Here is a 22,903-nt window from a genome sequence, read left to right as displayed (position 1 = left end):
TCGGGGGCGGACGGGCTCGATGCCTCAGGCCATGCGACAGAGCGAGGCGGCCACGCGGCAGAAGTCCACCGCGCGGCGCTTCGTGAGCGTCTGCTCTGTCCAGTAACGCACGGACTCGATGTTAAGCGGCAATCCACGCGCTGTCACATCCGTCTCGCCTTCCGAGACGGTGACATTCCTCTTAGCGCAGGTCGCGAGGCCGGTGTTCACGCGATGACCTCGCCGAGAGCCGCGATGACGTCGGGCTTGCGGGGCGCGCCGGTGGCGCGGCGGACGACGCGTCCGGAGCCGTCGAGGACGAGGACGGTCGGGGTCCGCACGACGTTCAGCCGGCGGACGAGGTCCAGGTGCGCCTCGGCGTCGAGCTCGACGTGCGCGACGCCGTCCACCATCCCGGTGACCTCGCCGAGGACGCGGCGGGTGGCGCGGCACGGCGCGCAGAACGCGCTGGAGAACTGCAGGAGCGTCGCCTTCTCGCCGAGTTCGGCGCCCACGTCGTCCGGCCGGATCGTCTCGGCCACCTCGTCACTCCCGTCCCGCCGCCGGGCGCGCAGCACCCCGTCACGGCGCCGCCGGACGAGGCCGAACACCGTGGCCGCGATCAGGACCGCCGCTGCGATCAATGCTCCGGTCATCGCTATGCCCAACCCGCGGGGGCCGCGTTTTCTTCCGTTCAGGTCGGGATGGTGAGGAGCGGCCGGCCGTCCAGCCCGACGATCTCGAACGAGAACAGCTGGCCGCGGGGGAACATCGTCGACCCGCGGTACTCGCCGTAGCCCTCGTCGTACGGGACGTACCAGCTGCCGAGCGCGTCCCGGCGGCCGTCCCGCGCGATCACCAGCAGCCGGCAGTGCGACCCCTTCTTCACCCCGGCCAGGTGGAGTTCGACCTCGGTCCCCCACTCCTTCCTGCGGAGCACCACGTAGCCCTTGATGTTGCTCGCGGGGTTCGCCGCGCTGATCCGCTCGGCGGTCGCCGCGGGCGGCGCCGTCGCGGACGGCGGGGGCGCCGCGGCGGTGCCGTCCGACCCGATCGGCAGGACGAGACCGCCGAGCAGGCCGCCGATGACGAGCAGCAGGCACGCGGCTGCGGCGAGCGGGGCCCACCCCCCGGCGCCCCGCCCACCGGTCAGCCCGCCGGTCAGCCGGCCGAGCCGTCCCCTCCGCCGCTCGGCGGCCCTGGCCAGCAGCCGGTCGAGCAGCTCGGGCGGCGGCGAGTCGTCCTGCGGGGGGACGACGCTCTCGAGCTGCTCCCGCTCGACCCGTCCGAGCATCGCGGGCAGGCCGGCCAGCCCGGCGAGTTCGTCCCGGCAGGCGGGGCAGTGCTCCAGGTGGTGCTCCACCTGGTTCCGCTCGCCGGGGTCGAGCGCGCCGAGCACGTACACGCCGAGTGAGGTGCGCACGTCCGTGCAGCCGTTCATGGCGCCAACCCCCGCTCCTCCAATGCGAGCTTGAGCGCCCGCAGCGCGTAGAAGGTGCGGGACTTCACCGTGCCGGGCGGTATGCCGAGGGTCCTGGACGCCTCCGCCACCGACCGGCCCTTGTAATAGGTCTCGACCAGGACCGCCCGGTGGGACGGGCTCAGCCCGGCCAGCGCCTCCGCCACCGTCCAGGACTCCAGGGCCCGGTCGATGTCGTCGGAGCCGTCGGCCGTCATCATGACGTGCTCGTCGATGCCGGTCTCCGGCGGCCGGGCGCGCTTGGCGCGGTGCGCGTCCACGACCAGGTTCCGCGCGACCGTGAACAGCCAGGGCCGCACCGGACGCCCCGCCAGCGCGTCGGGATGCCTCCAGGCGCGCAGCAGCGTCTCCTGCACGACGTCCTCGGCCTGGGTGCGGTCCCCTCCCGTCAGCCGCAGGACGTACCCGTGGAGGGGACCCCCATGCTCGCTGTACAGGGCGCGAAGCAACCCCTCGTCCGCGGTCGGACCCACACCACTGACACGTACGCCCCGGCGGGCCGGTTCACCCGGGTCTCGGGCTATTTCGGGACCTGCTGGAGATCGTTCAGCCGGACGTTCTCGGCGGTCGCGGCGACGCGCAGCCCGTCCGGCGTCGGCTCGATCCGGCTGATCCGCGAGCCGACCGGCAGGTCGGTCACCGGGACGACCCAGGTCAGCTGCCGCTTCACCAGCGCCAGCGGGATCTGCGCGGCGCCGTTCGACCCCACCGAGACGGGCGAGATCGCGATGCCCTTGGCGGTCGGCTCGACCTCCACGACGGCGGTCCCGGTGAGGGCGAAGCCGAGGATGTCGCCGGTCAGGTCGACCGAGAGGTCGTCGCCCTTCGGCCCGATCCGCTGGATCTCCTTCGGCGCCTCTTTCTTGATCACGTCATAGGGGATGACGGCGGACGCGGTCGCGGTCTGCGCGGTGACGTTCGCGGCGCTGCCCTTGCTGACCTCCGACAGCGGCGCGTCCACGCCCCGCATGTCCACCTTGACGCCGGTGACGGTGACGCCCCGTTCCGTCCAGTCGCCGATGCCGACCTCGATGTGCTTGTACTCGCCGCCGACCGCCTGCGTCAGGAACGGGATGCCGTGGATCGTGACGTCGGGCTGCCGCTGCAGGTTGTACTGCGCGGCCACCTGCTCGCCGATCTTGTCCTCGGCGACGCGCACGCCGAGCCGGTCCGCCGCGACCAGCACCACGGCCGCGAGGACCAACAGCACCAGCAGTACTTTCCGCATGTCTCTCCTTCGGGCCGCGGCATGCGATCCGCCACACTTTAATGGGCATTCACCACATACCGGGTCGCGCTGGAGGATGACCTCCGGTCACCCTCCGGCGAACGGCGGCAGCACCTCCACGACACCGCCGTCCGGCAGCGCGACGGACTCGTGCGGGCGGCCGCCCACCGGATCCCCGTCGATGAGGAACGAGCTGCGGCGGATGACCCGCGCGAACTCCTCGTCCCGCCCCGACAGGGCCTCGGCCAGCGCCTCCGCCAGCGTCCCCGCCTCGTACGGCTCCTCATGCGTCCCCGCCGCCGCCTTGGCCGCCGCCCAGTACCGCATCGTCCCCTTGCCCATGCGTCCAGTATTCATCGCGGCACGCCGTGCATCGGACGTGATCACGGCGGCGGCCGAGACCGGCGGGGACGGTTCCGTTATGCTCTGGTTGAGGGATCCGGGCGACGAGGCCATGGAGTTCATCCGAAAGACCCTTCATGGTCACCTCGTCTTCGAGTCGCCGGCCACGGGCGGGGTTTGGGGGATGAGCCGCCTGGGTCCTAACGTCTTTGGACGGGAGGCGGCACTTGAGCAGCCTGCTCTTGCTGACCAACGCACTGGAGCCCTCCGACGAGGTCCTGCCCGCGCTCGGGCTCCTGCTGCACTCCGTGCGCGTCGCGCCCGCCGAGGCGTCCGCGCTCATCGACGCGCCGCCCGCCGAGATCCTGCTGGTGGACGCCCGCCGCGACCTGGTCCAGGCCAAGAGCCTGTGCCGCCTGCTGCGCACCACCGGCCTCGACTGCCCGCTCCTCGCCATCGTGACCGAAGGCGGCCTCGCCGCCCTCACCCCCGAATGGGGCCTGGACGACGTCCTGCTCCAGACCGCCGGGCCCGCCGAGGTCGAGGCCCGCCTCCGCCTCGCCGCGGGCCGCGCGGCCGCCGCCGGCGACGACGACGAGGTCCCCGGCGAGATCCGCAGCGGCGACCTCACCATCGACGAGGCCACCTACACCGCCCGCCTGCGGGGCCGCGTCCTCGACCTGACGTTCAAGGAGTTCGAGCTGCTGAAGTACCTGGCGCAGCACCCGGGCCGGGTGTTCACCCGCGCCCAGCTCCTCCAGGAGGTCTGGGGCTACGACTACTTCGGCGGCACACGCACCGTGGACGTCCACGTCCGCCGCCTGCGCGCCAAGCTGGGCGCCGAGTACGAGTCGCTGATCGGCACCGTCCGCAACGTCGGCTACCGCTTCGTCCCCGACCACCGGCCCGGCGACAGCGAAGAGAAGACCCCCGCCCGCGCCTGATCCGCACCGGCGGAGCGTCCGGCCGGCGCGGGCGCCGTCCGCTGTCCCCCGTCCGAGCTACCGGCGATTGTCCACCGCGCGGTGATGATCACGCGACCGGCGAATCAATAGCGTTTCCAACGTGAGCGAGAGCGCTCACCGGAACATTTCGGAACGCCATTCTTTCGCCGGAGGAAATCATGACTCGCAAGATCAGGTCGACCGCCGCCATCGCGCTGTGCTGCGCCGTCGCCGGCGCGGCGCTCACCGGTTGCGACGACGTCTCGGGGACGGATTCGTTCCCGTTCGGCTCCGCCTCCCCGAAGAAGGCCGCGGACGGGTTCACCGGCGCCAAGAAGATCGAGATCGCGGGCAAGTCGGTGCACGTGTCGTGCGCGGGCGGCGCGGCGAAGAACGAGCCCGTGATCGTCCTGATGCCCGGCCTGGGGGACGGGCTCGACAAGATGTCCGCCGTCCAGAAGACCCTGGCCGAGAAGAACCGGGTGTGCTCCTACGACCGGCTCGGCGAGGGCAAGAGCGACCGGCCGGACGGGCCGCAGAGCCTCGCCGCCACCGGGAAGGTCCTCACCGGGGTGATCGACCGGGTCGCCGGGGACGGACCGGTCGTCCTGGCCGGGCACTCGCTGGGCGGGATGATCGCCGCCCGGTACGCCCCCGACCACAAGGGCGCGGTGAAGGGCCTGGTCCTGCTGGACGCCACCTCGCCGACCTCGGCCGCCGACATCGAGAACGCGATCCCCGCGTCCGCGACCGGCCCGGCGGCCGAGCTGCGTGCGAAGAGCCTCGCGGTGGGCAAGGGGCAGAACCCGGAGAAGCTCGTCTTCGGCGACGGGAAGGTCCGTTCGGCCGGGAGCATCCCCGTCGAGGTGATCGGGCACGGCAAGCAGTACCTCGCGGCCGTTCCCCAGTACGGCCCGGGCCTGGAGCGGGCGTGGACGGCTGGGCAGCGCAAGTGGCTCGCGGTGTCCGGCCGCAGCAAGGCGAGCACGGCCGAGAAGAGCGAGCACTACATCTACGCCGACCAGCCCGACGTGGCCGTCAAGGCGATCCAGCGGGTCGCCGCCCAGGCCGCGGACGCCGCCTGACGTCCGGTCGCGGCCGGTCAGGAGCGGGAGGCGACGGCCCCCGTGCCCGGGTCGAGGAGGAGGCGGCCCGCCGCCGGACGGCCGAAGTCGAACATGTGGGCGAGGGTGCCGGCCCGGGTGTCGAAGGACGTGCCGCCGATGCGGCCGGTGCGCCAGTTGTCCTCGATGAAACGCAGGACGGACGCCTGCTCCACCAGGTGGTGGTCCAGGTGGTCGACCTTCGCGTAGGGCGAGATCACGAGCAGGGGGAGGCGCTGGCTGGGGCCGCAGCGGTCCCTGTGCCCGCCGGCCGCCCGCACGCGGCGGCAGGCGGGCTGGTCCTGGGCGGGGTCGTCGGAGCCGTTGGTGATGTGCGGCCGGACGTGGTCGTACCAGCCGTCGGAGTCGTCGTAGGCGAGGATCACGGCGGTCGACTCCCACTCGGGCGACCGCTGGATCCTGTTGACCGTCGCGGCGACGAACCTCTGCTCGTCCAGCGGGTCGGAGTAGCCCGCGTGACCGTCCTGGTAGGCGGGGGCTTTCAGGAAGGAGACGGCGGGCATGGTGTGCGCGGCGAGCGCGGCGTCGAAATCCTTCAGGTCGTACTGGTGGTTGGCGCGGTCGGTGCGGCCGATCGCGGAGACCGACGACGGCGGCAGGTGCTTCTCGTTGGCCGTCGACTTGTAGTACTGGAACGGCTCGTGGTGCGGGCTGTAGTCGATGACCTGGTTCTTGCCGATGTTGGCGTGGGCGGCGCCGCACACCTTGTACCCGTTCTTCGTCCCGGTCGGACGGAAACCGCCCTGGAACCAGCCCCACGTGACGTTCTTCGCGTTGAGCAGGTCGCCGATGTTGCGGCCGGTCATCACGGCGAGGTTGTTGTCCGCCGTGTGGCCGTTGTTCGAGCAGTCGTCGAACGCCGGGTCAGGGTCGGTGATGACCGTCCCGATGCCGTTCCTGCCCGGGGACGCCACCACGGACGCGTCCGAGACCTTCTTGTGCGTCTTCGGGTCGACGGCGTACCCGCCGTACGTCTGCCCCGAGATCAGGTTGAGCGCACCGGGCGTGGACGGCCCGAAGATCGAGTCCCACGCGTTGTCGCTCATCGCGTAGTGCTGCGCGTAGTTCCACATGGCGGTGACGGTGTTGCCGTCGAAGTAGTCCATGACGAGGCCGGGCTCGCCGAAGAGAATGGGCTGCCCCGTGCATTTGTCGTGCTCGGTGAACTCGACGAACCTGTCCATGCGGCCGCCGTTGACGGCCTTCTGCTCGGCGCCGTAGCTGTGGTTCTGGTCGCAGGTGAGCGCCTGGGAACGACTCAGCCGCCGCGGGTCGTAGCGGTTGGGGTTCCGCTTCAGGAGCTTCTTCGTCAGCCCGTTGACCTTCGGGGTGTTCCCGGCGGCGTGGAATGGCGTGCCATCGGTGTTGGCGGCCTTCGGATAGGTCCCGAAGTAGTGGTCGAACGAGATGTTCTCCCCGTAGATGACCACGACGTGCTCGATCGGCGTCTGCGTCGCCCGGCCTCCCGCGCTCCCGGAAGGAGACGCACCGGACGGGCTGAGCCCCGCCTTGCCGGGTCCCCCCGCCGACTCGCAGCCGGCGCCGAAGGCCGCCAGCACCCCGGCCGCCACCACGGACGCGGCCAGCATCGCGGGCCTTCCCATGTCTCCTCCTTCGCCGTTCTACGTCAGCAGAGCGCTGCCGAAGTGGTCCGAGTCGTCCGCGACACCCGGAAGTACGAAGAAATAGCCGCCACCGAACGGAGAGATGTAGTCGGTGAGCGGCTCGTCCAGCAACCGTTCCTGGACGGCCTCGAACTGACGCCGCGGATCCTGCTGGAAGCACGTGAAGACGAGCCCCATGTCGAGATCGCCCGCCTCGTCCACGCCCCGGTCGTAGTTCCACGCGCGGCGCAGGACGCGGCTGCCGTCGGTCTCCGGGACGCGCGGGTTCGCGCGCCGGATATGGCTGGTCAGCGGTATGACGTCGCCGACCGGGTCCGCGGCGTAGCGGGGTTCGTCGCGCTCCCGGGTCCCGTCGAGCGGCGCGCCCGTCTCGCGGGCGCGGCCGAACATCCGCTCCTGCTCGGCGAGGCCGACCCGGTCCCAGAACTCCACGAGCATCCGGATCAGCCGGACGACCTGGTACGTGCCGCCCGCCGTCCAGGCCGGCTCGGACCCGTCCCGCGCGGCCCAGACGAGGCGTTCCATATCGGCGCGGCGCGCGACGTCCGGGTTGGCGATGCCGTCCTTGAACCCCATGAGGTTGCGGGGCGTCCCGGACGGGCGCGGCCTGCTGCTGAACCCGTTCATCCGCCACCGGATCTGCATCGCACCGCGCGTGTGCCGGCACACGTCCCGCAACGCGTGCAGGACGGTGTCCTCGTCGGCCGCGCCGAACCTCAGCAGCAGATCGCCATGGCACCAGGCCGGATCGAGGTCGTCGCCCGGGAACGTCCGCATCTCGGTCAGCCGGGCGGGACGCCGTGCGACCAGCCCGAAGCGGTCATCGAACAGGGACGCGCCGACGCCGACGGTCACCGTCAGCCCGCCCGCCGGAACGTCCGGCCCGAGGATGCCGGAGTCGGGCGGCGGCCCGGCGACACCCACCTGCTGCGGCGCGCCCCCGCTGGTCAGCGCCCTGGCGCGGGCCGTCAGCCCGCGGAACAGGTCGACGAGTTCGGTGCGCCGCTCACCGATCACGTCGAACGCGACGACGATCGCGCGGGCCTGCGGCTCATCCAGGATCCCGGCCTGGTGGACGCCGTGGAATGCGGGCACGGTCGCCTTCGCGCCGCCCGCCGGCGCCCCCTGGACGACCGCCCCCGCCACCCCTGCCGCGACCGCCCCGCGCAGAAACGTCCGCCGCCCCGGCCCGCTCACGCCTTTCACGCCCACTCCACTACGCGCCCACCCGCCGACCACGCGCTGCGCATGGTCTTTCGCGTCTCATGATGCTCTTCGCGCCGTGGCGATGGTCGCGACCGACGCCAGGCGTTCGACGAGTTCTCCGATGGCGCCGTTGATCCGTTCGCGTTCCATGGTGGTCAGGCGCGTCGGGGGCGTCCAGTTTCCGTGCCGATGCTGTGCCTTGAGCAGGCGCTCGGTGCGGTCGAGCCAGGCGTCGATCCCGGTGAGGTCCATGCGGGGTTCGAGGAGGGGACGCAGTGGGGCGAGGACGGCTCGCGTCCCGTCGAGGTTCGCGGCGGCCGTGGCGAGCGCCGTCCCGCTGCCCTGGTCGGCCTTGCCCGCCAACTCGGACCGGAGGGTGTTCTCCAGGATCTCGTGGGCGCGAAGCCCCAGGTCGTCGGGGTCGGTCTGCCTGCGCGCGAAGTCGTCCCGGAGGGCTTTGACGTCGCGGGCGAGCCGGTCGGCCGGACCGCGCAGCGAGGACGGCGGCTCGCCGTGCCACAGCCCCCGCTCGACCCGGTGGAACCCGGTGAACCCGGCGTCGCGGACGCCCTCCGGCAACCCCGCCGGGCGCCCGTTGATCTCGTCGGCGGCATCGCCGAACGTCCCGTAGGCGGCGCCGAGCCGCTCGTACGCCAGATGCGCGGGCAGCCACGCCGCGCGCGCCGCGTCCAGGTCCCCCGACCGGACGGTGTCGCGCAACTCGTCCGTGCGCTCCTCCAGCACACCAAGACCGCGACTGACGTGGGCACGGTACGCCCGCACCGCCGGATACAGGTCGTTCCGTGTGATGGGCCGCACACCACGCGCGCCTACGCCCTTCCCAGTGACCCGAACGCGCGGCCCGCGCACCAGCGCCGCGTCCTCGGGCCGGCACGTGACCGTGTACGTCCCGGCAGCGAGACTGACGCGCAGCGGACGTGTCGTCCCCGGCCCGACGTCCTCCAGCTCCGCGAAGACCGCCCCGCCCGAGACGACGGTGACATCGACAGACGAACTGTCCCCGTTGTGGACCAGCAGGGATCGGGTACCGGCGGCCGAGTGGGACCACCCCTCCCCGCAGTGCGCCCGCCCCACCTGGACGGTGACCGCGTACCCGCCCGAGCCCCCGCAACCCGACAGCGCAGCGGCCGCGACGACCAGGGACACGGCGAAGCCCAGCGCCACCCTCCCGACCATCGGCCATACCGCCTCTCGCCCCGGAGCCAACGGCACCGTAGACCAGCCCGACGGTATCGACCACCACCCCGCCCCCGCATGGCGCGGCCGTCAGAAACCGGCGGCCTTCACCCGAAGCGGCCGGTGATGTAGTCCTCGGTGGCCTTCTGCTCCGGGTTCGCGAAGATCTTGCTGGTGTCGTCGATCTCGATGAGCTTGCCCGGCTTGCCGGTGCCGGCGATGTTGAAGAAGGCCGTCCGGTCGCTGACGCGGGCCGCCTGCTGCATGTTGTGGGTGACGATCACGATCGTGTACTGGGTCTTCAGCTTGTCGATCAGGTCCTCGATCGCGAGGGTGGAGATGGGGTCGAGCGCGGAGCACGGCTCGTCCATCAGCAGGACCTGCGGCTGGACGGCGATGGCGCGGGCGATGCAGAGGCGCTGCTGCTGGCCGCCGGACAGGCCGGCGCCGGGCTTGCCGAGCCGGTCCTTGACCTCGTTCCACAGGTTGGCGCCGCGCAGGGAGTCCTCGACGATCTCGTCCAGGCGGGACTTGCGGCGCACGCCGTTCAGCTTGAGCCCGGCCGCCACGTTGTCGTAGATCGACATGGTGGGGAACGGGTTGGGCCGCTGGAACACCATGCCGACGACGCGGCGCACCGCGACGGGGTCGACGGACGTGTCGTAGAGGTCCTCGTCGTCCAGCATGACCTTGCCCTCGACGCGCGCGCCCGGGATGACCTCGTGCATCCGGTTCAGCGTGCGCAGGAACGTGGACTTACCGCAGCCCGACGGCCCGATGAACGCGGTCACCGAGCGCGGCTCGATCGTCATCGAGATGTCCTCGATGGCGTGGACGCCGCCGTAGTAGGCGTGCAGCCCGGAGACGTCGATCCGCTTGGCCATGGGTCTTCCTTTCTGACGGTCAGCGGCTCGTGGGCGCGGCGCGCCGGGCGACGAGGCGGGCGACCAGGTTGAGCAGCATGATGATCCCGATCAGTACGAGCGCGCCCGTCCAGGCCCGGTCGATCGAGTGCCGGCTGGGGTCGGCGGCCTGCTCCCAGATGAAGGTGGGCAGGGACGCCTGCGGGCCGTTGAACGGGTCGTTGTTGATCGCCTTGGTGAAGAAGATCGTGAGCAGCAGCGGCGCGGTCTCCCCCATCACGCGGGCGACGGCGAGCATGACGCCGGTGACGATCCCGGTCATGGCGGTCGGCAGGATGACGAAGCAGATCGTCCGCCAGCGCGGCACGCCGAGCGCGTAGGACGCCTCGCGCAGGTCGTTCGGGACGAGCTTCAGCATCTCCTCGGCGGCCCGCACGACGGTCGGGATCATGAGGATCGTCAGGGCCAGCGCCCCGGCGAGCCCGGAGAAGTCGAACCCGAAGGTGAGCAGCCACAGCGCCAGCACGAACAGGCCCGCGACAATGGACGGGATGCCCGTCATCACGTCCACGGTGAAGCTGACGACCTTGCCGAGCCGCCCGTTGCCGGCGTACTCGACCAGGTAGATCGCGGTGAGGATGGCGAGCGGGACGGCGATCACGGTGCTGATCGCGACCTGCTCCAGGGTGCCGATGATGGCGTGGTAGGCGCCGCCGCCCGCGTCGCTGCCGCTGACCGCGTTCATCGAGAACTGGAAGAACGTGGGGTCGAGCCGCTTGGCGCCGTTGACGACGACCGTCCACAGCACCGACACCAGCGGGACGAGGGCGAGCGCGAACGCCAGGTAGACCAGCCCCTGGACGAGCCGGTCCTTGATCTTGCGGGCGGGCGACACCGAGGTCAGGCTCGCGGGCCCCGGCGCGGCGCGCTTGGACAGGCCGGTCACGCGAACTCCTTCCGGCGCGCGACGACCGCGCGGGCGGCCATGTTGACGACCAGGGTGATCACGAACAGCACGAGGCCGGAGGCGATCAGCGCGCCGCGCCCGGTGACGGACGCCTCGGCGAAGCTGTTGGCGATGTTCGCGGCGAACGTCGCGCCGCCGTTCTCCAGGATGTGCCAGTTGATGCCGGGGACGAACGTCAGCACCATCGCGACGGCGATCGTCTCGCCCATCGCGCGGCCGAGGCCCAGCATCGAGGCGCCGATCATGCCGGACCGCCCGTACGGCAGCACCGCCATCCGGATCATCTCCCAGCGGGTGGCGCCGATCGCCAGCGCCGCCTCCACGTTGGCGCGCGGGACCTGGAGGAACACCTCCCGGGAGATGGACGAGATGATCGGCAGGATCATGATCGCCAGCACCACCGAGGCGGTGAAGATCGAGTTCTTGCCAGGGCTGTCGCCGCCGAACAGCGGGATCCAGCCGAGCGCCGCGTTGAGGAAGGCGCTGATCCCCTCCATGTGCCGCGACAGGAACGCGAGCCCCCACAGCCCGTACACGATGCTGGGCACGGCGGCGAGCAGGTCGACGACGTAGCCGAGCCCGGACGCCAGCCGCCGCGGCGAGTAGAACGAGATGAACAGGGCGATCCCGATCGCGACCGGCGTCGCGATGAGCATCGCGAGCAGCGAGGAGATCACCGTGCCGAACGCCAGCTGCGCGATGCCGAACTCCGGCGGCGTCGCGTTCGGGTTCCACTCCTCGGTGGTGAGGAAGTTCGCCCGGTTGTCCTGGAGTGCGGGGATCGCCTTCCAGACGAGGAACGCGGCGATCGCCGCGACGATCGCCAGGACCGTGATGCCGGAGCCCCGGGCCGCCCCGGCGAAGATGCGGTCGCCGGCCCGTCCGGTGCTCATCGGCCCGGCGGCGCCCTCCCGGGTGGCGGCGCGCGCCGCGACGCCGGTCTCGGTGGTCATGGGGGAACCTCCTTCGATCACGCCGGAACCCGCGCGGGCCCCGCCGCCGAGGTCGTCGGCGGCGGGGCGGCGGGTGCCGTCGTCCGGTGTCAGGACAGGGCCTTCACGGACGTCTGGACCTTGGTGAGCACGTTCTCCGGCAGCGGCGCGTAACCGTGCTGGGTCAGGATCTTCTGGCCGTCCGCGCTGGAGGTGTAGGTGAGGAAGGACTTGACGAACCCGGCCTGCTCGGCCGGCAGCCCCTTCTCACAGGCGATCTCGTAGGTGACCAGGACGATCGGGTAGGCGCCCGGCTCCTTGGTCGTGTAGTCGATCTCCAGCGCGACGTCGTTGCCGGTGCCGGTGACCTTCGCCCCGGCGACGGCCTTGGACGCGGTCTCCGGCGACAGCGCGGTGTACTCGCCGGCGCCGTTCTTCACCTGCGCGGTCTGGAGCTTGTTGTTGGTCGCGTACGACATCTCCACGTAGGAGACCGCGCCCGCGGTGCTCTTCACCTGGCTGGTGACGCCGTCGGACTTGGCGGCGCCCTGGCCGGTGGAGTTCGGCCACTTCTTGGCCTTCTCCCACGTCCAGATCTTCGGCGCGACCGTGTTCAGGTAGTTCGTGAAGTTGTCGGTGGTGCCGGACTCGTCCGAGCGGTACACCGGCTTGATCGCGGACGACGGGAGCTCGGCGCCCTCGTTCTCCGCGGCGATCGCCGGGTCGTTCCACTTCGTGACCTTGCCGGAGAAGATCTTGGCGATGGTCTCGGACGACAGCTTCAGCCCGTCCACGCCCGGCAGGTTGTAGACGACCGCGACGGGGCCGACGACCATCGGCAGGTTCAGCGCGTTACCCCCCTGGCAGCGCTGCTTCGCCGCGGCGGCCTCCTCGGGCTTGAGCGCCGAGTCCGAGCCGGCGAACGACACCTGGCCGCTCGTGAACGCCTGGATGCCGGCGCCGGAACCGCTCGGGCTGTAGTTCAGGTTGGCGCCCGCGCACCTGCTCGCGTAGAGCTTCGTCCACTCCTCGATCGCGTTCTTCTGCGCGCTGGACCCGGCCGCGTTGACGCTGGCCTTCGCGCAGTCGATGTCGCCGGACGGGGCGCTGCCCGGATTGGCCGTCGTGTTGTTGTCGCTCCCGCAGGCGGACAGGGCCAGCACGCCCGCGACGACCACGCCGCCCAGGGCGGCGATTCGGGAACCGTTCTTCACCGGAGGGTCTCCTCTGAGTTTTCGGGGGCGGGTCCCCCGTCCCGTGCCTCGGCCGGACGGTGGGTTCGCCGTCGAGTGCGACGCTAGGCAGGCGAGGTGACCAGCCGCCCCGATCCAGGTGAACGGCAGATGAACGGCAACGAGCACGGTTGCGAAGAATGCCCCGATTCGCCATGGACGCCGGGTTAACGGCGCAGCTCAGGCAGTCAAAAACCCGGTCGAGACATGCTCAACCGGGTTTGCGCGGAGGCGGGGCGCTACGCGTACATGACGTCGACGGCGTACCTGGTGAAGCCCAGCGTCTCGTACAGCCGGACGGCCGCGACGTTGGATTCGTCCACGTAGAGCATGATCTGCTCCATGCCGTTGTCGCGCAGGTGATGCAGGCCCTTCAGGGTGAGGGCGCGGCCGAGCCCGAGGCCCTGCGCGTCGGGGTCGACGCCCACGACATAGACCTCGCCGATCTTGCCGGGATGGACCTTCGTCCAGTGGAACCCGGCGAGCCGCCCATCGCGTTCGGCGAGGAAGAAGCCGGCGGGGTCGAACCAGCCCTCGGCCTCCCGCTCGCGGACGTCGTCCATCGTCCAGGCGCCCTGCTCGGGGTGGTCGGCGAAGGCGCGGGCGTTGACGTCGAGCCACGCCCGCTCGTCCCGTCCGGGCTCGAAGGTCCGGACGGTCACCCCGGCGGCGACGCGCGCCTCCGGCAGCGGATCGGACGCCGGGCGCCGCATCTGGAACAGCGCGCGGACCCGCGCCATCCCCTCCGAGGCGGCCAGCGCGGCGGCCGCCGGAAGATCACCGTGCGCCCACACCCGCAGCGGGGCCTCGTCACGCAGCGCCCGCAGCAGGGCGCGCCCGTGGCCGCGCCGCCGATGCTCCGGATGGACGACCAGCTCCCCGGCCGCCGGCTCGTCCGCGGTGGCCGGGTCGAAGTGCGCGTAGGCCACGATCGCCCCGCCGTCGGAGACCGCCGGGCCGGACCGCCCGCCGCGCAGCGCCAGCACCGCATGCTCCGACAGCGGCCCCACCCCGTCGGCCCGCGCCGCCGCGTCGACCAGCGCAAGCGCCTCCGCGACCTCGGCGTCCCCCAGCGTCCCGCGCGCCCGCAGCTCACTCACGTCCGCAACCCTATGCGGCCGGACGACGATGAAGATCGTCCGGGTCCTGATCGATTCGTCACAGAAACGTCATCGCGCCGCCGGGATCCGTATGCCGGGCGGACCTACCGTCCACAGAATGACTCGACGACGCACCATCCTGGCCTGCGCCGCGGCGGGGCTGACGGTCGTGGGACCGGCCGCGCAACCCGCCGCCGCCCGTCCCGCACCGACCGCGTCCGTTCGCCTGCTCGCGCTGAACGACTTCCACGGCAACCTGGAGCCGCCGTCCGGAAGCTCGGGCAGGGCCATCGACGAGAACGGCGACACCGTCCTCGCCGGCGGCGCCTCCTACATCGCGGCCCACCTCAAGCAGCTGCGGAACCGCGACACCCTCACCGTCGCGCAGGGCGACCTGATCGGCGCCTCGCCGCTGATCTCCGCCGCCTACCATGATGAGCCGTCCGTCCAGTTCATGGGCGACATCGGCGTGACGGCGTCGGCGGTCGGCAACCACGAGTTCGACGAGGGCTACCAGGAGCTGCTGCGCATCCAGAACGGCGGCTGCCACCCCGTCGACGGATGCTCCCCCGAGGGACGCTGGCGCGGCGCGAAGTTCGACTACCTCGCCGCGAACGTCCTGCTGGCGAAGGAGCACGACCGGCCGGCCATGAAGCCGTGGACGATCCGGCGCGTCAACGGCGTCCGCGTCGGGTTCATCGGCGTGGTCACCAAGACCACCCCGAGCATCGTCACCGCCGAGGGCATCAAGGGCCTGGAGTTCGACGACGAGGTCGCCGCGGCGAACCGGGCGGCCCGCGAGCTGAAGCGGCGGCACGTCCGCGCGATGGTGCTGCTCGTCCACGAGGGCGACCAGGTCCAGGCGGGCACCCGTCCCGACCAGTGCGGCACCGTCCCCGGCGCCGGCTCCCGCATCGCGCAGGAGGCCGACCCGGAGATCGACATGGTCCTGTCCGGCCACACGCACCAGCAGTACCTCTGCTCGGTCGAGGACCCGAACGGGCAGCCGCGCCTGTTCTCCTCCGGCTCGTCCTTCGGCCGCGTCATCACCGAGGTGAACCTCAAGGTGAACCGGCGGACCGGCGACATCGTCCGGTCCTCCGTGAACGCCGACAACCACGTCGTCACCCGCGACGTCCCGCCGGACCCGGCGACGGAGAAGTTCGTCCAGACCTGGAAGGACCGCGTCTCCACCATCGCCGACAAGCCCATCGGCAAGATCACCGCCGATCTGACCCGCGCCCCGTCCCCCGCCGGCGAGACCGCGCTCGGCGACGTCATCGCCGACGCCCAGCTCGCCGGGACCAAGGACCTCGGCGCGCAGGTCGCGCTGATGAACCCCGGCGGCGTCCGCACCGACCTCACCTACGCGGCGAGCGGCTCGGAGGGCGACGGCGTCGTCACCTACGGCGAGGCGTTCGCCGTCCAGCCCTTCAGCAACGTGATGGGCGTGACGTCCCTGACCGGGGCGCAGCTCGACGCCCTCCTCGAACAGCAGTGGACGTCCGCGGGCGAGAAGATCCTCCAGCCTTCGGCGAGCCTCCGTTTCACCATCGACCGGACCAGGCCGGTCGGCGACCGCGTCTCCGCCATCACGATCGACGGCGCCCCGGCCGACCCGTCCGCCACCTACAAGGTCGCGGCGAACAACTTCCTGCTCGGCGGCGGCGACGGCTTCACCGTCTTCACCGAGGGCCAGGACCAGGTCCTGGGCGCCATAGACCTGGACACCTTCGTCGCCTACTTCAACGCCCAGGGCACCATCGCCCCACCACCCCTGACCCGCATCTCCGGCCAGTAGAACGTGAGCGTGGCCCGGGTGACCACCCACCCGGGCCACGCACACCAACCCCCAAGCCCCCTCCTGGACGTGTCACAACCGCCCCTCCTGGAGTGGGACCCGAGCATCGACACGGACCTGAGCGACGACCACGGGCAGGCACGCGGAGCGAGCGCAAGCGAGCGCAGCGGGCATGCCCGTCGAGCCGGGCGACCGCAGCGACACGACGCCAACCCGCACGGTCGCGACCAACCCGCACCGTGGCGTGAGGATCGACCGGCTCGTGACGGGGGGAATGGGGGGTCGCCCCCCCAATAAGTCACGCCCCGAAGAAGTGGACGACGTAGTAGACGACCGCGGCGACCGCGGCGGCGGCGGGCATGGTGAGGACCCAGGCCAGGAGGATGTTGCCGGCGACGCCCCAGCGGACGGCGGAGAGGCGCTTGGTGGCGCCCGCGCCCATGATCGCGGAGGTGATGGTGTGGGTCGTGGAGATTGGAGCGTGCCAGATGAACGCGGTGGTGTAGAGGACGATCGAGGCCGTCGCTTCGGCGGCGAAGCCCTTCGGCGGATCGACCTCGATGACCTTGCGGCCGAGGGTGCGCATGATGCGCCAGCCGCCCGCGTACGTCCCGGCGGACAGGGCGCCCGCGCAGGAGATGACGACCCACCAGGGCACCGTGCTGCCGTCCGCGTGCCCGGTGGTGACGAGCGCGAGGACGATGATGCCCATCGTCTTCTGCGCGTCCTGGAGGCCGTGCCCGAGCGCGAGGGACGCGGCGGACATGGTCTGCGCGATGCGGAACCGGCGGCCGACCCGGGACGGGTTGGCTCGCCGGAAGATCCACAGGATGGCGACCATCACCAGGTACGCGAGACAGAACCCGACGACCGGCGACGCCACCATGGGGATGGCGACCTTGTCGACCACGGTGGACCAGTTCACCGAGGACATCGAGGCCAGCCCGGCGCCGACGACGCCGCCGATGAGGGCGTGCGAGGACGACGACGGCAGCCCGAAGTACCAGGTGATCAGGTTCCAGGTGATCGCGCCGAGCACGCCGGCGGCGACCACGGTGAGCCCGTGCAGGCCGGCCGGCGGGCTGATGACCTCGCTGATGGTCTTGGCGACGCCCACGCCGAGCAGGGCGCCGATCATGTTCATGGCCGCGGCCATGCCGAGCGCGACGCGCGGTGTCAGCGCGCGGGTCGACACGGCCGTGGCGATCGCGTTGGCCGCGTCGTGGAAGCCGTTGGTGTAGTCGAAGACGAGCGCGACGACGATGACCAGGATGAGGACGGCCATCTGCGCGTCGGACCGGAGCCCGAGCGCGCCGCCGACCATGACCAGCAGGATGCCGGCCAGCAGCAGCAGCCAGGCCCGGCCGGTGACCCGGCGCGTGGCCTGCTCGCCAAGGGAGGCGGCATCGTCCTCCGCGGACGGTTCCCGGGTGACGGTCACACCGGGGTCTTTGGCCGGGCTCATGATTCCTTGACCGCGATGGTCTCGACCGTGTTGGCGACGTGCTCGAACGCGTCGGCGGCGTCCTCCAGCCGGTCGATGACCTGCTTCATCTTCAGCACGGTCAGCGTGTCGTACTCGCCGCTGAACAGCTGCGCGAGGAGCTTGCGGTAGACCTGGTCACCCTGGTTCTCGAGCCGGTTGATCTCGATCCAGTACTCGTTGAGCTCCTTCATCGAGCGCAGCCTCGGCATGGCCTCGGCGGTCAGTTCGGCGGCGCGCTCCAGGACCTCCACCATGTGGACGATGCCCTTGGGGAACTCCTCGATCTTGTAGAGGACGACGAGGTCGGCCGCCTCCTCCATCTCGTCCATCACGTCGTCTATGGTCGACGCCAGCCGGTAGATGTCCTCGCGATCGAAGGGCGTGATGAACGTTTCGTTCAACCGGCGCATGATCGCGTGGGTGCATTCGTCGCCCGCATGTTCGCAGGCGCGCATCTTCTCCGCGATCGCCGCCCGGTCGGCGCCGTCGCTGATGAGTTCCACGAGCAGCCTGGCGCCGGTGACCAGGTTGTTCGCCGAGTCGGCGAACATGTCGTAGAAGCTGTCCTCACGCGGCGTGAGACGCAAGCGCACGTCGTTCTCCTGATGTGCCGGAACAGTCCGCAGAGGATCGTAGGCGCTACCCGCCGTAAAAAGAACCTTTGCCCCAGCTTCGACTGGTGTCACCCATCCTCTCACCTAGAAGATTGCCCCAGACCACCAGGTACATACCCCTCGCAGGCACCCCTATCTGGAGGAACGCCCGCCGTTTCGGGCGTCTGCGGCGGTCACCTGCGCGGCCGCCCGCGGGCGCGAGTGAGATTGGTTACACCACGCAGGGCGAACCCCCCGGGTGGGACGGCCCTTAAACGACGAACCGGGGACGCCCTGAATCGGCGTCCCCGGAACCTGCGAGCCTCCGGACTACGTGCAGTCCTGTGACGTCAGCTCACGACGACCGGCTTCGTCGGACCGTACCCCGAGCACCATGTCGATTTCCGCGACGGTCAGCGGCCGCTCGGCCGCCGCCACCGCACTGAGCATCTCGGCATAGAGTTCGATCTCGTCCAGCGCAACACGGTCGTGGACGCGCAGATCGAGATTCTGGCGCACCGCGTCCACCTCCGTTCGTTCCCCACACCCAAGTCGAGGCTACGCGTCCGGCCCCGACCGGCACATGACCCAAGAGGGCCATTCGCGGGCCACCTTGCAGACTGGTCTTCCCGGGTGGTGCCCGTCTGATGCCACCGTCCCTCGCGGACGGCACGCGACGAAGGGTCAGCCCCCGGAACGGAAGTCGCCGAGCAGCTGCTCAAGCGGTGTTTCGGGCAGGTCCCGGGCGGTCAGGCGGGCCACGGTCGCGGCGTTGACGTCGGCGCCCGCGAGCCGGGCCGCCTGCCGCGCCACCGTCTGCTCGAACAGGGCGCGGACGGTGCGGGCGTAGGCGAACCGGGGGTCCTCGCGCATCCCGGCGAGCCGGGACAGCAGCTCGACGCGCAGCTCCTCGTCCAGCATGTAGAGGTCGCGTTCGGCGTAGCTCTGGAAGAGCCGCACCATGTCGCGGTCGCCCATCCCGGTGAACTCCATGACCCGGCCGAACTCGGCGCGGAACGCGGGATTGCCCGCGAGGAAGCCCTCCATCTCCGCCGCCGGGCTCGAACAGACCACGATGAACCGGACGCCGCCCTGGTTCATCCGGCGGAGCAGCTCGTCCACGACGCCGGGGGCCCGGTCGAGCCGGAACGCCTCCTGGATGAGCAGCACCCCGCCGAGCGCCTGGTCGACCATGCCCGCGACCCGGTTGCGCGTGTCGACCTGGTCGCGTCCCGCCAGGTGGACGGGACGGCACGCCACCACATGCCCGGACTGCAGCAGCCCCAGAGCCGCGTAGACGCCGCCCACGAGCCCCGCCACGGTCGTCTTGCCGGTGCCGGGCGGACCCGTGAAGACCAGATGGCGGGGGTCGTCGCCGGACACCCCGAACCGGGCCCGGTCGGCGGCGAGCGCGGCCTCGTCGGCCAGCTCCCGCACCGCCGCCTTGACCTCCTCCAGCCCGGTGAGCTGGTCGAGCTGCCGCACGTAGCCGTCGATGTCGCCGGGCGGGCGCAGCGCGGGCTCGATGCCCTCCGCGACGCCCGCGAGGTCGTCCGGGGTGAGCACGAGCCGGTCGTGGGACGCGCCGGCGCGCTCCATGTTCCGCTGGGCCGCCTGGTCCAGGTACGCCTCGACGAGGCGGGCGTTGACGAGGTCGCCCGGCCCGCGCAGCCGCTCCAGGTCGGCCCGGACGGCCTCCAGCGCGGACGCGCCGATCGTGACGCGCCGCTCGTCCGCCAGCAGGTGCAGCAGCGTCATCCGGTTGTCGAGGTCGCTGAAGTCGGGCAGCCGGTGGACGCGGAACGCCTGCACGAGCTTCGGGTGCTCCTGGAGGAGGCGCCGGTACGCGCGCGGCTCGCACGTCGCGATCACCGGCGTCGTGTTCACCGGGTCGCGGCGGGCGCGGCGCACCGCGCCGACGACGGCGGCCGGGTCGGGCGCGTCGCCGATCGCCACGTCCAGCCGCTCGAAGAGGATCACGGGGCCGGGCTGGGCGAGGAGCTGCCCGATCCGCTCCGGCGGCGCGTTCCGGACGTCCTCGGCGTCGTGCGCCCGGATCGACCCGTCGCCGAGGCCCGCGTTCGCCAGCGTCAGCGCGATCATCCGGGACAGCCGGCGCTGCCCCGAATGGGGGTCGCCGACGAGCAGCACGCCCGGCACGCCCGACTTGATCGCGCTGGGCGCGCCGTCCACGCGGGTGGCCTCGATCTCGTCGCCGGACGGCGCGTTCCACTCCTCGGCGTGCGCGCGGACGTCGCCGAGCAGCACCGACGCGTCGTGCTCGCCGTACACGAACCCGAACCCGAACCGCTCCAGGACGCGGCGGGTGCTGCGGTCGCTGGGCGGCGGGATCTCGGCGACGGGACGCTCCGGCGACGGCGTGTCGTCCAGGAAGTCGAAGTCGCCGACCATCGTCTTGGACATGACCTTCGTCCCCGGACCGCCTCCCGGAACGGGCGGCGGGGGCACGGGCGGGCCGTCCTCCAGGTCTTCCTGACCGAGGATGCGCGTGCCGGGCGGCCGGCCGGGCTGCGGCGGGCCCGGCTGCGGAGACCCCTGGCCCTCGACGCGGGTGGCGGGCGTGTCGAACGTCGTCGCGTGCACCTCCGGCGGACCGGCCTGGGCCGACGGGCCGGGCGGGGTCTGCGCGACGGGCTCCGGCGGGGCCGCCGCCACCGGCGGGACCGGCGGGACGCCCGGAGCCGGCGGCGCGCCCGCGGGCTGGTAGCCCAGCTGGGTGTACGGCGGCGCGAAGTGCCCGTCCTGGTTGTCCTCCCCGGGCGGGGAGAAGCCGCCGAGCTGCGGCTCCGGCTGCGGAGCCGCCGCGTGGACCGCCTGCACCGGCTCGGGCGGAGGCGGCGCGGGGCTCTGGCTCGCCACGGGCGGCGCCGGGCTCTGCATGGGCGCGGGCGGGCTCTGCACGGGCGGGCTCTGCACAGGCGGGCTCTGCACGGGCGGGGGCGGCGGCGCGGCGGCGCGCTGGAAACCGAGTTCGGTGTAGGGCGGCGCGGCGCTCGCCGGGTCGTCCTCGGCGGCGGACCCGCTGATCAGCGGGTCGGGCGACGCGAACGCGGCCTGCTGGCCGGGGCCCGGCATCTGGTTCTGCGCCTGCGCGGCGGCGGGTCCGGGCGCGTTCTCCCAGCCCGGCTGCGCGGGCGGCTGGACGAACGGGCGGTCCGGCTCGGACGGCGTCCCCTGCTGCTGCGGCGGCGTCCCGGGGGCGAGGCCGGGCTGGCTCTGCATGTGGAACGGCGCCGGCTGCGCGGGCGCGGGGTTCGGCGGCGGCGTGGCCGTCGGCGTGGCGGCGGTGGCGCGGGCCCGGTTGCGTCCGATGATCCCGGCGATGATCGCGGTCGGCACCGGGAAGCCGCGGGGGCGCGCGGGCATCCCGCCGAGCCGGCACCAGGCCAGGTCGACCTCGTACATCGCGGCCAGCAGCGACTCCGCGCCCACCCCGGACCCGGCCGCCGACCTCAGCGGCTCCGGGAGGCGCATGTCCTCGGGCCAGAGGCGGCGCAGCGGATGCCCCTTCTGCTCGGCCACCGCCTGCACCGTGTAGCGGATCTCGGGGTCAAGCCAGGGGACGATGGTGCCCACCATGTCCTTGCGGACGACGTTCAGGTCGGCGGCGAGCAGGGCGGCGGCCACCAGACGGGGTTCCAGGTAGGCCGGGTCTGCCGCGTCCCCGGACAGGTCGGCTATCAGCTCGCTGAGCGTGTAGAAGGCGTGCCGGAAGTTGTCCCCCGGCGAACTCTCGTTCCTCAGCGAGGGAACCAGGTTCGGCGGGCACCGCGTGAGCCACTGCTGGACGATCGCCTGGTCCCCGTACGGCAGCGCGCCGTAGTCGACGGTCGGGTTGGCGAGCGTGGTGCCGAGGATCGCGAGCAGCGCGTCCGCCCGTACCTGGAACCGGACGTCCTCGCGGAGCGCGCTGGCGACGGCCCACATCGTCCGCAGGATGACGACCGCCGCGTCCACCCGGCTGGCGCGCAGGCGCTCGGCGTAGAGCGCGACGAGCGATTCGAGGGTGGGCGGGGTGAGCCAGCGCGGGCCGTCCACGTCCGGGAGGGGCTTGGCGCGGTAGGGCTTCCAGAGGTCGAGCATCTGCGCGTCCAGCCGCGCGTCGTACGCGGGTGCGGCCGAGCACCACAGCGTCACGCCCCACGCGGCGGCCACGGTGGACGGCGTCTCGCTCGTGAAGTCGGGCCACCAGTGCGGGTAGTCGGGCGCGGCGAGCGCGGCGGCCGACTCCAGGGTCGACCGGACGCGCGACGTCAGCTCGGTCGCGAACCCGTGCCCGACGAAGGGCAGCCCCGACGGCGGGTCGTAGGCGAAGTCGGGCCCGGCCGGGACGACATGGGGCGGCAGGTTCGGCACCTGCCCTGCGGCGCCCTGCTGCGCGGGCCTCGCCGCCATCCGGACGGCGGGCGTGCGCGGCGGCGGGCACAGGTACCACTGGCCGTCGGACGGGTGCAGCCGGTACCAGCGGGCCCACGCGCCGAACAGCCACCACGTCCCGTCGGGCAGCACGAGCATGCGGCCGCCGATGGCGTGGTGGCGCTGCTGCGGAGGCGCGGACGGCCACCACGCGGCGGCCACCATGGCCCGCGTGTCCCGCTCCGCCTCCGTGAACGGATCCTGCGTGTACGGATCCTGCCCCCGCTGCGGGCCCGGCGGCGGAGCGCTGCCATAGCCCGGTCCCCACACCACGTTGGTCATCGTAGTCAGCAGAAAATGCGCGGGGCCTCCCTGACCGGCACGGAAGCCGCGTCGCCGCAGGTCAGCGGTTTCTTAAACCGGCCTT

General features: G+C 71.9%; 21 protein-coding genes. 3 read left to right on the top strand and 18 right to left on the bottom strand.

The features are described 5' to 3' along the window. Positions 1–24: 24 nt before the first annotated feature. The 6 genes from ACA511_RS21415 to ACA511_RS21390 all read right to left on the bottom strand — a co-directional run bounded on the left by ACA511_RS21415 (position 25) and on the right by ACA511_RS21390 (position 3,029). Positions 25–210 carry a putative leader peptide gene (locus tag ACA511_RS21415; protein WP_375026216.1) on the bottom strand — a complete coding sequence of 62 codons (186 nt, stop codon included), beginning with the start codon at positions 208–210 and terminating at the stop codon, positions 25–27. Further along, positions 207–635 carry a TlpA family protein disulfide reductase gene (locus tag ACA511_RS21410; RefSeq protein WP_375026215.1) on the bottom strand — a complete coding sequence of 143 codons (429 nt, stop codon included), beginning with the start codon at positions 633–635 and terminating at the stop codon, positions 207–209. Before ACA511_RS21410 ends, ACA511_RS21415 begins: the two co-directional genes overlap by 4 nt. A gap of 38 nt (positions 636–673) precedes the next feature. After that, entirely contained in the window at positions 674–1,420 is a 747-nt protein-coding gene (locus ACA511_RS21405) for an anti-sigma factor family protein (protein WP_375026214.1), read from the bottom strand. After that, a complete protein-coding gene (locus ACA511_RS21400) occupies positions 1,417–1,932 on the bottom strand; it encodes a sigma-70 family RNA polymerase sigma factor (RefSeq protein WP_375026213.1) in 516 nt (171 codons plus the stop codon). The genes ACA511_RS21405 and ACA511_RS21400 overlap by 4 nt, the downstream gene beginning before the upstream one ends. Positions 1,933–1,979: 47 nt before the next feature. Continuing rightward, complete coding sequence (locus tag ACA511_RS21395) at positions 1,980–2,687, bottom strand: DUF2993 domain-containing protein (protein WP_375026212.1); 708 nt, start codon at positions 2,685–2,687, stop codon at positions 1,980–1,982. 87 nt (positions 2,688–2,774) lie between these two features. Continuing rightward, the gene (locus ACA511_RS21390; protein WP_375026211.1) at positions 2,775–3,029 is read right to left on the bottom strand and encodes a MoaD/ThiS family protein; all 255 of its coding nucleotides are present in this window, start codon (positions 3,027–3,029) and stop codon (positions 2,775–2,777) included. A gap of 227 nt (positions 3,030–3,256) precedes the next feature. On the opposite strand from ACA511_RS21390, the gene ACA511_RS21385 reads away from it, so the two are divergent. Further along, entirely contained in the window at positions 3,257–3,973 is a 717-nt protein-coding gene (locus ACA511_RS21385) for a winged-helix domain-containing protein (RefSeq protein ID WP_375026210.1), read from the top strand. A gap of 179 nt (positions 3,974–4,152) precedes the next feature. Further along, a complete protein-coding gene (locus tag ACA511_RS21380) occupies positions 4,153–5,058 on the top strand; it encodes an alpha/beta fold hydrolase (protein WP_375026208.1) in 906 nt (301 codons plus the stop codon). A gap of 17 nt (positions 5,059–5,075) precedes the next feature. Here ACA511_RS21380 and ACA511_RS21375 read toward each other — a convergent pair whose 3' ends face one another. The 8 genes from ACA511_RS21375 to mshD form a co-directional block, all read right to left on the bottom strand. Beyond that, a complete protein-coding gene (locus ACA511_RS21375; RefSeq protein WP_375026207.1) occupies positions 5,076–6,701 on the bottom strand; it encodes a phospholipase C in 1,626 nt (541 codons plus the stop codon). 18 nt (positions 6,702–6,719) lie between these two features. Then, positions 6,720–7,928, bottom strand: a complete 1,209-nt coding sequence (gene efeB / locus ACA511_RS21370) for an iron uptake transporter deferrochelatase/peroxidase subunit (protein WP_375026206.1) — start codon at positions 7,926–7,928, stop codon at positions 6,720–6,722. Positions 7,929–7,985: 57 nt separating this feature from the next. Further along, positions 7,986–9,125 carry an EfeM/EfeO family lipoprotein gene (locus ACA511_RS21365; RefSeq protein ID WP_375026204.1) on the bottom strand — a complete coding sequence of 380 codons (1,140 nt, stop codon included), beginning with the start codon at positions 9,123–9,125 and terminating at the stop codon, positions 7,986–7,988. A 107-nt stretch (positions 9,126–9,232) separates the two neighbouring features. Then, positions 9,233–10,009: a phosphate ABC transporter ATP-binding protein PstB gene (gene pstB, locus ACA511_RS21360; RefSeq protein WP_375026203.1), complete on the bottom strand. Its 777-nt coding sequence runs from the start codon at positions 10,007–10,009 to the stop codon at positions 9,233–9,235. 19 nt (positions 10,010–10,028) lie between these two features. Further along, on the bottom strand, positions 10,029–10,934 hold the full coding sequence (gene pstA, locus ACA511_RS21355; RefSeq protein ID WP_375026201.1) for a phosphate ABC transporter permease PstA: 906 nt from the start codon (positions 10,932–10,934) through the stop codon (positions 10,029–10,031). Beyond that, the gene (gene pstC / locus ACA511_RS21350; protein ID WP_375026200.1) at positions 10,931–11,908 is read right to left on the bottom strand and encodes a phosphate ABC transporter permease subunit PstC; all 978 of its coding nucleotides are present in this window, start codon (positions 11,906–11,908) and stop codon (positions 10,931–10,933) included. The genes pstA and pstC overlap by 4 nt, the downstream gene beginning before the upstream one ends. A gap of 89 nt (positions 11,909–11,997) precedes the next feature. Continuing rightward, positions 11,998–13,101, bottom strand: coding sequence for a phosphate ABC transporter substrate-binding protein PstS (pstS, locus tag ACA511_RS21345; RefSeq protein WP_375026199.1), 1,104 nt, complete (start codon positions 13,099–13,101; stop codon positions 11,998–12,000). A gap of 257 nt (positions 13,102–13,358) precedes the next feature. Beyond that, complete coding sequence (gene mshD, locus ACA511_RS21340; RefSeq protein WP_375026198.1) at positions 13,359–14,219, bottom strand: mycothiol synthase; 861 nt, start codon at positions 14,217–14,219, stop codon at positions 13,359–13,361. Between the two features lie 118 nt (positions 14,220–14,337). Here mshD and ACA511_RS21335 point away from each other — a divergent pair, with 118 nt between their 5' ends. After that, a complete protein-coding gene (locus ACA511_RS21335; RefSeq protein WP_375026197.1) occupies positions 14,338–16,020 on the top strand; it encodes a bifunctional metallophosphatase/5'-nucleotidase in 1,683 nt (560 codons plus the stop codon). Between the two features lie 298 nt (positions 16,021–16,318). On the opposite strand, the gene ACA511_RS21330 is transcribed toward ACA511_RS21335, so the two are convergent. The 4 genes from ACA511_RS21330 to ACA511_RS21315 form a co-directional block, all read right to left on the bottom strand. Further along, positions 16,319–17,344 carry an anion permease gene (locus ACA511_RS21330; RefSeq protein ID WP_375026302.1) on the bottom strand — a complete coding sequence of 342 codons (1,026 nt, stop codon included), beginning with the start codon at positions 17,342–17,344 and terminating at the stop codon, positions 16,319–16,321. Positions 17,345–17,481: 137 nt separating this feature from the next. Continuing rightward, positions 17,482–18,099: a DUF47 domain-containing protein gene (locus ACA511_RS21325; protein WP_375026196.1), complete on the bottom strand. Its 618-nt coding sequence runs from the start codon at positions 18,097–18,099 to the stop codon at positions 17,482–17,484. Between the two features lie 330 nt (positions 18,100–18,429). Beyond that, positions 18,430–18,627: a hypothetical protein gene (locus tag ACA511_RS21320; protein WP_375026195.1), complete on the bottom strand. Its 198-nt coding sequence runs from the start codon at positions 18,625–18,627 to the stop codon at positions 18,430–18,432. 156 nt (positions 18,628–18,783) lie between these two features. Continuing rightward, positions 18,784–22,818, bottom strand: a complete 4,035-nt coding sequence (locus tag ACA511_RS21315; protein WP_375026194.1) for a hypothetical protein — start codon at positions 22,816–22,818, stop codon at positions 18,784–18,786. Positions 22,819–22,903 lie beyond the last annotated feature (85 nt).

This window comes from Actinomadura sp. GTD37 (assembly GCF_041951365.1).
In the GTDB taxonomy this organism is placed as follows: Bacteria; Actinomycetota; Actinomycetes; order Streptosporangiales; family Streptosporangiaceae; genus Spirillospora.
The sequence above is the reverse complement of the archived record's forward strand: the minus strand, read 5'-3'. Positions and strand labels throughout refer to the sequence as shown.

Bases quoted from the DNA above. Each gene is read 5' to 3' on its own strand.
- ACA511_RS21405 (WP_375026214.1), bottom strand. From the start codon at position 1,420: ATGAACGGCTGCACGGACGTGCGCACCTCACTCGGCGTGTACGTGCTC.
- ACA511_RS21390 (WP_375026211.1), bottom strand. From the start codon at position 3,029: ATGGGCAAGGGGACGATGCGGTACTGGGCGGCGGCCAAGGCGGCGGCG.
- ACA511_RS21315 (WP_375026194.1), bottom strand. From the start codon at position 22,818: ATGACCAACGTGGTGTGGGGACCGGGCTATGGCAGCGCTCCGCCGCCG.
- pstB (WP_375026203.1), bottom strand. From the start codon at position 10,009: ATGGCCAAGCGGATCGACGTCTCCGGGCTGCACGCCTACTACGGCGGC.
- ACA511_RS21380 (WP_375026208.1), top strand. From the start codon at position 4,153: ATGACTCGCAAGATCAGGTCGACCGCCGCCATCGCGCTGTGCTGCGCC.
- ACA511_RS21410 (WP_375026215.1), bottom strand. From the start codon at position 635: ATGACCGGAGCATTGATCGCAGCGGCGGTCCTGATCGCGGCCACGGTG.
- ACA511_RS21330 (WP_375026302.1), bottom strand. From the start codon at position 17,344: ATGGTCGGCGGCGCGCTCGGGCTCCGGTCCGACGCGCAGATGGCCGTC.
- pstC (WP_375026200.1), bottom strand. From the start codon at position 11,908: ATGACCACCGAGACCGGCGTCGCGGCGCGCGCCGCCACCCGGGAGGGC.
- ACA511_RS21365 (WP_375026204.1), bottom strand. From the start codon at position 9,125: ATGGTCGGGAGGGTGGCGCTGGGCTTCGCCGTGTCCCTGGTCGTCGCG.
- ACA511_RS21395 (WP_375026212.1), bottom strand. From the start codon at position 2,687: ATGCGGAAAGTACTGCTGGTGCTGTTGGTCCTCGCGGCCGTGGTGCTG.
- ACA511_RS21335 (WP_375026197.1), top strand. From the start codon at position 14,338: ATGACTCGACGACGCACCATCCTGGCCTGCGCCGCGGCGGGGCTGACG.
- ACA511_RS21375 (WP_375026207.1), bottom strand. From the start codon at position 6,701: ATGGGAAGGCCCGCGATGCTGGCCGCGTCCGTGGTGGCGGCCGGGGTG.